The sequence below is a fragment of the Streptomyces sp. NPDC058877 genome (assembly GCF_042742855.1).
Classification (GTDB): domain Bacteria; phylum Actinomycetota; class Actinomycetes; order Streptomycetales; family Streptomycetaceae; genus Streptomyces.
This window is the reverse complement of record NZ_JBHYMF010000275.1, coordinates 1-7,358: the sequence shown is the minus strand read 5'-3', so window position 1 is coordinate 7,358 and position 7,358 is coordinate 1. Positions and strand designations below refer to the sequence as shown.

Here is a 7,358-nt window from a genome sequence, read left to right as displayed (position 1 = left end):
GGGCGCCCCGATCGCCGGCATCGGCGTCGCCGGCGCCCCCTCCGGCGACCTCGACGAGAAGTTCGCCCGGATCGGCGTCGCCTCCCTCACCAAGTAACCCGGCACCCCACCCCCACCGGCGGCGGCACCCGGACCCCTCCCCGGACACCACCGCCACCGCTACCGCGCGAAGTCCCCCGCCTCCCCCTGCTGCTCCCCGGACTCCTTCCGCCGGTGCGCCGCGACCCGTTCCCGGGTGGCGCAGCGGCGGGAGCAGTAACGGCGCTCCGGTCCGCTGCCCTGACTGACGAAGACGTTCCGGCAACTGCCGGACGCGCAGGTGCCGCCGGGGGGTCGCTGCCGGTCCCAGAGCAGGACGGCGAGCGCCATGCAGGACGAGGCGAGCAGCCATTCGCCCCAGGGAGCGTCGTCGTCGCGGTCGAGATGGGGGTGCCAGGGGCTCTCGCCGCCGTGCGAGGTCAGCCGGAGCGTGCCGGTGCGGTCCCGCAGGATCCGGTTGAGCACGGCGGCGGCCCCCTCGGTGGTTCCGGCGGCGAAGACCTCCCTCAGTTCGTCGGCAGCCGCGCGCATCTGGGCGATGTCGTCGCGGTCGAGCACGACGGGGGCGTTCTCCCCGTGGGCGAGCAGCACCTCGGCCACCGCGGCGGGGGCGCAACCGTCGTCGGCCAGCGCATTGACCAGGGCGGCGGTGCGCCGGGCCGTCGTCCGTACGGAATGGCGGGTGGACCAGTCGTCCTCGGTGGCTGACATTCTCGCAATGTAACGCATCTTGCCGAGTTTTGCGTCACACTCGTAACGTTTTCAGAATGCTGAAGCGTTACCCCCTTCTTCTCTGCCTGGCCGGGGCGCTGGTGGCCCGGGTCGGCGACGAGGCCGCCGGACCGGCGCTCCTGCTCGCCGGATTCGCTCGCACCGGGTCCACGACCGAGGCATCGGCGCTGCTCGCCGCCGTCAGCGTCTCCGCCGCGCTCGGCGGACCGGTGCTCGGAGCGCTCCTCGACGGAGCGGCGCGACCGGGCCGTCTCCTGGCGGGAGCACTCGCCCTGTACGCAACGGGTCTGGTGCTCGTCCTGGCGGAACTCGGCAGGCTCCCGTTCGCCGCCGCCCTGGTGACCGCCCTCCTCGCCGGACTCCTCGGCCCGGCCCTCGCGGGCGGCTGGTCGGCCCAGTTGTCGCAGGTGGCAATGGCCGGGCAAGCGCCCCGGGCCCGGGCCCTCGACGCGATGACCTTCGGCGCGGCGGCCCTGGCCGGCCCGGCCCTCGCGGGCGGCACGGCGGACCTGCTGGGGGCTTCGGCGGCCGTCGCGCTCTCCGCGGGCCTCATCGCCGCGGCGGCCCCTGCCGCACGGGCCCTCCCGATCCGGGCCCTCCCGATCCGGGGCGGGCGGGCCGGGGGCCTCGGCACCGGACGGGGTCAACGCGCGACGGCCGGCGCGATGCGGGCCGGGGACGGAACCGACACCCACGGGCGGACCCTTCGTACCCCCTCTTCCCTCTCCTCTTCCCTCTCTTCCCTCCGCAACGCGCTCGTCCCCCTGGGCGGCGCGCTCGCCGCCGGAACGCTCGCCGTCCTCGGGAAACCGCTCCTGGCCCGGGCGACCCTCACCTCGGTCGTCTCCTCCGTCGCCCAGGGGATGCTGACCGTCTGTGTCCCCCTGCTGGGCGAGCAGGCCCTCGGCGGAGCCGGCCGGGGAGCGGCGCTCCTGTTGTCCTGTACGGCGGTCTCCGCGCTCGTCGCCAACGCCCTGCTCATGCGGTTCCCCCTCCCCCTGCCCCCCGATTCACTCGTACGAATCGGGGCACTGGCCCAGGCCGCCGCCCCCGCCCTCGCCCTGACCGGCCGGCCGGCACCCCTGACCATCGGCTTCCTCCTCGCCGGTCTCGGCGAGGGTCCCCAGCTCACCGCCCTGTTCGCGGTGCGCCACCGGGAGGCTCCGGACGGTCTGCGCAGCCAGGTCTTCACCACCGGCGCCAGCCTGAAGGTCACCGGCTTCGCCCTGGGCGCCGCTGCAGCAGGTCCACTGGCGACCCGTTCCCTTCCGGCAGCACTGGCGGCGGCCACCGCCACGGCCCTGCTCGCGGCGGTCCGGCCGCCGGGTCGCACGGCCCCGGCGACACGCACCCGCCCCCGGAACTGAGTCGCTGCGGAGGCGGAGGATCCCGGCCGGGCGAAGGGCCGGGGCTTCGGGCGTCACGGCGAGCCGAACACCCGCGCCCCTCCCCCGGCCGCCCCCTCCCCCGACCGCGACCACGCTGCTCACCGGCGGCCTCGCCCCGGTGGCGTGGTGGATCCCACGTCGGCTGCGTGCGGGCTTTGTCAGTCCCGGGCCTTAGCCTTGACTCCATGCCCGACTCACGTGGAGAGACCCCTAGCCCGGAAGCCCTGAACGACGCCATCCGCACCCTGTGGGTGCGCGCCGGCGAGCAGCGCCGTCCACTGACGGCCGACGAGCAGCGGATCTACCAGGTGCTCGTGGCGGCTTGGGCCGAGGCGACGGGTGCCGAGCAGGAGCTCGCGGCCTGAGGGCCGTCTCCCCTCGCGCCGACCGGGAGGGACCCCGGCTGATCACCAGCCGCTGGATCCGATCGGCCCCCGAAGACCTACGTGCCCCGAGAGCCCTGGCATGAAGCCGTACATCATGGACGCGCCACGCCCCTGAGCTGCGGTGGAGCCAAGGGCCGGCGATGCACCGTGATGCCTTGCCAGTGCAGGGGAGGCATGGCAGCGCCCACGAACGCCTCCGCTTTCCTCCCTCCCTGCCGGTTCGGCCGCTCGGGCACGGCCTGAAGACCGGCCCGCCCGCCGTGCTCGTCGCTGCTCGGGATTCTCCGGCGAGAGGGGACCAGCAGCCTCCACGGCGTCGGGCCCTCCTGACAGGGGTGCCCAGGAGAAGCCGCGCTGCGCCGGGGCCGGGGCCGGGAGAAGAGGAACGCGGTCGGTTGCGCGCGCCTGCCGGGCTGTCGTGCCGGTCGCGATGGCGTCGACGGTCGGGACGGCGACCGGTCCGCGGGGAACGAACGTTCGTCAACTTCTGGAGCAGCGGACACGCCTTCCGGGGCAGGGTCCGTGGACCGGCTCCGACCTGCGGTGCCGTCGAGGCGGGGCCCGGGGACGGGTCCGCTCGGCGGGCGGGGTGGCCGGGGGGTCCTTAGCGTGGCTCGGATGGCCCGTCACGCGGCGGCGCCGAGGTTGTGCGGGTCGGCCCCGGTCGGTCCGCCGCAGGGGAAGGTGGGACCCGATGGAGAGTCTGCTGGCGGGCAGGACGGCGGTCGTCTACGGTGCCGGGGCGATCGGCGGGGCGGTGGCCAGGGCCTTCGTCCGGGAGGGCGCCCGGGTGTTCGTGGCGGGGCGTGGTGAGGCCGCGTTGAAGCAGTTGGTCCACGACGTGGAGTCCGAGGGTGGTTCGGTGGTGACCGCGCAGGTGGACGCGCTCGACCGGGACGCGGTGGAGGCGTTTCTGGATTCCGTGGTCGAGCGGACCGGTGGGTTGGACGTCTCGTACTGCGCGACCTCCACGCGGCGGCCGGGCGGCGCGCAGGGCGCGGCGCTGGGCGAGCTGTCCTTCGAGGACTTCTCGCTACCGATCATCGACTTCACCAAGGCACAGTTCGTCACCGCCAACGCGGCGGCGGCACGCATGGTGCCGCAGGGTCGGGGCGTGATCATGATGATGACTGCGGCGCCTTCGCGCGTTCCGTACCCGTACACGGCCGGGTTCGGGCCGGCCTGGGCAGCGGTGGAAGCGTTCTCCCGCACCCTCGCGGCCGAGTTGGGGACGGCGGGCATCCGGGTGGTCTGTCTGCACTCGGCAGGATCTCCGGAGGCGGCGCGCAGCATGGAGACCACCATGGCCTCCGATCTGCCGGAGCTGCCGGCCCGGCAGGCGGGCTGGCAGGAGCGCTCGGCGGCCCGCAACCTGCTGGGCCGCTGGCCCGCGCTGGCGGACGTGGGGAACATGGCGGCGTTCCTGGCCTCGGACCTGGCTCCGGTATCCACCGGCACCACGGCCGACCTGACCGGCGGCATGGTCGGCCACTGACGGGGCCGGCCCGGCCGAGGAACCGCGGGTGCGGGCCCGACGCTCTCCCACCGAAGGCGTCGGACCCTGCCCGGGTCGGTCGGACGGGCGTCGGTCAGATGTAGAGCGTGTTGGGCTCCAGGCCGCACAGGATCCGGCCGTAGAGCTCGGTGTTGGTGTTGTGGTTGATCAGGGCGTGCAGGTCGACGGCCTGGATGTCACGGGCGATCCGCTGGAGCGGCACGTCGAGGAAGATCGAGGTGCCGCCGCTGATGCTCACGAAGAGGTCGATGGCGTGCTTGGCGAGCCGGGTCGCCTCGCCCTGGTCGTTGCGGACCCGGGCGCGTTCCTCGAGCTTCCAGGCCTCGCCGCTGGCGGCCTTGTCGTCGACGGTGGCCGCGGCGCGACGGGCGTGGAACTCCGCCTGGTCAATGCTGTTGACCGCCTCGGCGACCCGCAGGTGGGTGATCGGGGCCTCGCTCTGCACGGTGTAGTCGGTGTAGGTGATCTTGCGGCCGGGCAGTCGCTCGAAGAAGACCTCCCGGGCGGCCTTGGCCAGGCCGACCGCGACGCCGACGCCGGAGGCCGCCGCGACCAGGGAGGCGGGGGTGCGCCACACCGGGGAGTCGGCGTTGGCCCGGGACAGGCCCTGCGGTCGCATGGCGGCGCTCATCGGGATGATGCGGTGGTCGGGGATGAAGACGTCCTCGGCCACCGTGGTGACGCTGCCGCTGCCCCGCAGGGCACTGGTGTGCCAGTCGTCGACGAGCTTGAGGTCTGCCATCGGGACCAGCGCCATGATGGGCTCGGGCTCGACGTCCGGACGGAGCAGGATCGCGGCGATCTCCTGCCAGCCGGCCTGCGAGGCACCGCTGACGAACCCCCAGGAGCCGTTGAGGACGATGCCGCCCTCGGTGGGCACGGCCGTGCCGGTGGGGCTGTTGGTGCCGCAGACCCGGGGGGCCTCGGAGGTGAAGACCTCGTCCTGGGCGCGGTCGGGGAAGAGGCCGGCGATCCAGGTCGGGATCCAGAAGACGGAGGAGGTCCAGGCGATGCCGCCGTCGGCGCGGCCGAGCTCCATGGCGACCTCGACCAGCGTGGTGGTGTCGCTCTCGTAGCCGCCGTAGCGCACGGGCGTCCGGAGCCGGAAGACGCCGGCCTCGGCGAGGGTGGCGATCGTCTCGTCGCTCAGCCGCCGGTTCTCCTCGGACCAGGCCGCCTGCTCCCGGAGGACCGGCACCAGCGCGGAGACCCGCTCGACGATTTCTTCCCGGGTCGGTATTCCAGCGGACGACATCATTTCCTCCTGGACGATTCGGTTGAGCGGGTGACCGGAGCGGGTCCCCATTCGTGTGATCACTGGAAAATGTTTTCACCGGGCGGCCGGACGGCGCCTCTTCAGAATTGCCCGGATCCCGTCGGAGGTTTTTCGGGCAGGGCAATTACGAGGAAGTGGGCGAACCGTTCGGGTGCCACCGTGGTCCCGAGGATCGTTCCCGCCCGCCGGTTCCGGCGGCAGCCCCGTCATCAGGAGGTCAGTGTGGATCTGTCGCCCGTCGTCACCAAGGAGGAGTGGCTCATCGCCCGCAAGGAACTGCTGGAACAGGAGAAGGAGTTGACCCGGCTCCGCGACGCGGTCTCGGCGGCCCGGCGCACGCTGCCGCGGGTCCGGGTCGAGAAGGAGTACGTGTTCGAGGCGCCCGGCACCACGCCCACGCTGCTCGAACTCTTCCAGGGGCGGAAGCAGTTGATCGTCCGTCACTTCATGTTCGATCCGGCCTGGGAGGAGGGCTGCCCGGGCTGCTCGATGCAGGCCGACTCGGTGGGGCACCTGGCCCACCTGCACGACCGCAACACCTCGTTCGTGATGGTGGCCCGCGCGCCGATCGACAAGATCGAGGCGTTCCGGGTCCGGATGGGCTGGGACCTGCCCTTCGTCTCGTCCTACGGTAGCGACTTCAACCGCGACTTCAACGTGACCACCGACAAGGGCGAACTCCCCGGTGTGAGCTCGTTCCTGCGCGAGGGGGACGAGGTCTTCCACACCAACTCGGTGTACGACCGGGGCAGCGAGGTCACCCTGAACACCTACAACTACCTGGAGATGACGCTGCTGGGCCGGCAGGAGGAGGGCCTGGCGCGCCCCATGGACTGGTGGCGCCTGCACGACAGCTACGACGACGCCGACGCCAAGGGGCCCGGCGAGAACTGGTGGAACGGCCAGGACAAGTTCAGCTCCTGACCTCCTGACCTTCCGACCGTTCGAACGGCCCTGACCGTTCGAACGGAGACGGGACGGCCCGGGTGGCCGGCCGCGGTGGCCGGCGACCCGGGCCGTCCCGTCGTGCGGCCGGTCAGAGCTCTCCGGCCAGGAAGCGCAGGATCAGGCGGTTGACCTCGGCGGGCTTCTCGACCAGTCCGATGTGGCCGGCTCCCTGGACCACTTCGGCGTGCGAGCCCTCGGGCAGGCCGTCGACGATGGCCGCCAGGGTCTCGTCGGTGATCGCGAAGCTGGGGTCCTCCGCGCCGAAGAGGTTCAGCGTGGGCCGGCTCGGCGGGGCGCCCCAGACCGCGGCGTGCTCCTGCGCCCACTCCGGGGTGCCGAAGCGGGCGGGCGGGAAGGCCGTCCGGTAGAGCGAAAGGGCCGCAGCCAGGTTCTCCGGCGCCCGGAGGGCGTCCTTGGCGTGCTTCAGGTCCTCGGTGGCGTCGAAGCCGTCCGCCGTGAACTTCCGGTAGATCCAGTCGAGGTAGGCGAGGTCGTCCGCGGCGACCACCTGTTCGGCCACCGCGGTCTGGAAGAACCAGAAGTGGCTGAGCGCGTCGGTGCCGCGGGGCGTCAGGACCATCGGCCCGAACACCGCGAACGGGGGGACGTCGCAGACGACGGCCTTCGACCAGCGCTCGGCGTCCTGGGCCGCGCCCCATGCCGCGGGGGCGCTGAAGTCGTGTCCGACCAGGACGGCTTCACCATCGCCGCCCAGCGCCTCGTGCAGGCCGTTGATGTCGGCCACCAGGTCGGCGATCGCGAAGGAGCCGTCCGGCGGGAGCGTCGAGGGCGCGAAGCCGCGCAGGTAGGGGGCTACGGCGCGGTAGCCCGCCTCGGCGAGGGCCGGCATCAGGTACCGGTAGGTGGCCGGGGACATCGGGAAGCCGTGCATCAGCAGGGCCAGCGGCCCGTCGCCCTGTTCCAGATAGGCGAAGTCGATTTCGTTGACGGTGATTCTCTTCACGGTCACAGCCGGGTCCGTTCCTTGCGGCGGAATGGGAATGCGCGCGGCGGCCGAAGGGAATTCGTCCGCTCCACGGCGGCTGAGCGACCCGGCGGAATGCCCGCCGGGT

Annotated in this window: 7 protein-coding genes and 1 pseudogene; 5 read left to right on the top strand and 3 right to left on the bottom strand. The window is 72.8% G+C overall.

Translation table 11 applies throughout. The features are described 5' to 3' along the window. A pseudogene (locus ACFW2Y_RS33565) lies at positions 1 to 97 on the top strand (heme-binding protein); the annotation flags it as partial. A 62-nt stretch (positions 98 to 159) separates the two neighbouring features. Here ACFW2Y_RS33565 and ACFW2Y_RS33560 read toward each other — a convergent pair. Further along, positions 160 to 750: a CGNR zinc finger domain-containing protein gene (locus ACFW2Y_RS33560; RefSeq protein WP_384886853.1), complete on the bottom strand. Its 591-nt coding sequence runs from the start codon at positions 748 to 750 to the stop codon at positions 160 to 162. A gap of 56 nt (positions 751 to 806) precedes the next feature. Between ACFW2Y_RS33560 and ACFW2Y_RS33555 the strand changes: the two genes are divergently transcribed. From ACFW2Y_RS33555 to ACFW2Y_RS33545, 3 genes are all read left to right on the top strand, one after another. Beyond that, positions 807 to 2,138, top strand: coding sequence for an MFS transporter (locus ACFW2Y_RS33555; protein WP_384886850.1), 1,332 nt, complete (start codon positions 807 to 809; stop codon positions 2,136 to 2,138). Positions 2,139 to 2,344: 206 nt separating this feature from the next. After that, positions 2,345 to 2,524, top strand: a complete 180-nt coding sequence (locus ACFW2Y_RS33550) for a hypothetical protein (RefSeq protein WP_384886847.1) — start codon at positions 2,345 to 2,347, stop codon at positions 2,522 to 2,524. Positions 2,525 to 3,239: 715 nt separating this feature from the next. Further along, on the top strand, positions 3,240 to 4,040 hold the full coding sequence (locus ACFW2Y_RS33545) for an SDR family NAD(P)-dependent oxidoreductase (RefSeq protein ID WP_384886844.1): 801 nt from the start codon (positions 3,240 to 3,242) through the stop codon (positions 4,038 to 4,040). Positions 4,041 to 4,134: 94 nt separating this feature from the next. Here ACFW2Y_RS33545 and ACFW2Y_RS33540 read toward each other — a convergent pair whose 3' ends face one another. Beyond that, entirely contained in the window at positions 4,135 to 5,316 is a 1,182-nt protein-coding gene (locus tag ACFW2Y_RS33540) for an acyl-CoA dehydrogenase family protein (RefSeq protein ID WP_384886842.1), read from the bottom strand. A gap of 243 nt (positions 5,317 to 5,559) precedes the next feature. On the opposite strand from ACFW2Y_RS33540, the gene ACFW2Y_RS33535 reads away from it, so the two are divergent. Beyond that, positions 5,560 to 6,261, top strand: a complete 702-nt coding sequence (locus ACFW2Y_RS33535) for a DUF899 domain-containing protein (RefSeq protein WP_384886839.1) — start codon at positions 5,560 to 5,562, stop codon at positions 6,259 to 6,261. A 112-nt stretch (positions 6,262 to 6,373) separates the two neighbouring features. On the opposite strand, the gene ACFW2Y_RS33530 is transcribed toward ACFW2Y_RS33535, so the two are convergent. Continuing rightward, positions 6,374 to 7,255, bottom strand: coding sequence for an alpha/beta fold hydrolase (locus ACFW2Y_RS33530; protein WP_384886836.1), 882 nt, complete (start codon positions 7,253 to 7,255; stop codon positions 6,374 to 6,376). Positions 7,256 to 7,358 lie beyond the last annotated feature (103 nt).

Coding starts and splice junctions, on each gene's coding strand:
- ACFW2Y_RS33550 (WP_384886847.1), top strand. CDS start 2,345: ATGCCCGACTCACGTGGAGAGACCCCTAGCCCGGAAGCCCTGAACGAC.
- ACFW2Y_RS33560 (WP_384886853.1), bottom strand. CDS start 750: ATGTCAGCCACCGAGGACGACTGGTCCACCCGCCATTCCGTACGGACG.
- ACFW2Y_RS33545 (WP_384886844.1), top strand. CDS start 3,240: ATGGAGAGTCTGCTGGCGGGCAGGACGGCGGTCGTCTACGGTGCCGGG.
- ACFW2Y_RS33540 (WP_384886842.1), bottom strand. CDS start 5,316: ATGTCGTCCGCTGGAATACCGACCCGGGAAGAAATCGTCGAGCGGGTC.
- ACFW2Y_RS33555 (WP_384886850.1), top strand. CDS start 807: ATGCTGAAGCGTTACCCCCTTCTTCTCTGCCTGGCCGGGGCGCTGGTG.